We start from the raw sequence: 530 nt of genomic DNA, 5'->3' as shown, positions 1-530 counted from the left end.
CTGGGCGGCGGCTGTGCCAATTGCCACGCGCTGGAGGACGCGGCCAAAGCGGCCCTGGGAGAACTGGGGCTGCCCCAGGAGGTAGGCCATATCACCGATTTTGCCCAGATCGCGGCTTGCGGTGTGCTGCAGACCCCAGCGCTGATGGTGGATGGTCAGGTGGTATCCAGCGGCCGGGTACTGACGAAAGAGGAAGCCAAGGCTCTGATTGAGAAAGCGCGGGCCCAGGCATGAGCGGCAAACCGAAAGTAGCCTTTATCTGCGTGCACAACTCCTGCCGCAGCCAGATCGCGGAGGCACTGGGGCGCCTGCTGGCCGCCGATACGTTCGAGAGCTATTCCGCCGGTACCGAGACCAAACCCGCCATTAACCCCGACGCCGTGCGTCTGGTAAAGGCCCGGTACGGCGTGGATATGGCCGCCGCCCAGCGCAGCAAACTGCTGGCGGAACTGCCGCCGGTGGATGTGGTCATTACCATGGGCTGCAACGTACAGTGCCCCATGCTGACCTGTACCCGGCGGGAGGACTGG

At 64.5% G+C, this 530-nt stretch carries 2 protein-coding genes; both read left to right on the top strand.

The features are described from left to right. A partial coding sequence (locus tag H6B10_RS15165) for a thioredoxin family protein (protein ID WP_204652327.1) occupies positions 1-234 on the top strand: 234 nt, incomplete at its 5' end. Beyond that, positions 231-530, top strand: a 300-nt coding sequence (locus H6B10_RS15160; RefSeq protein WP_204652326.1) for an arsenate reductase ArsC, incomplete at its 3' end; no start/stop codon positions are given. The genes H6B10_RS15165 and H6B10_RS15160, both read left to right, overlap by 4 nt.

The sequence above is a fragment of the Gemmiger formicilis genome, from assembly GCF_016901605.1.
Lineage (GTDB): Bacteria > Bacillota > Clostridia > Oscillospirales > Ruminococcaceae > Gemmiger > Gemmiger formicilis_B.
This window is presented reverse-complemented; position numbering and strand designations above follow the sequence as displayed.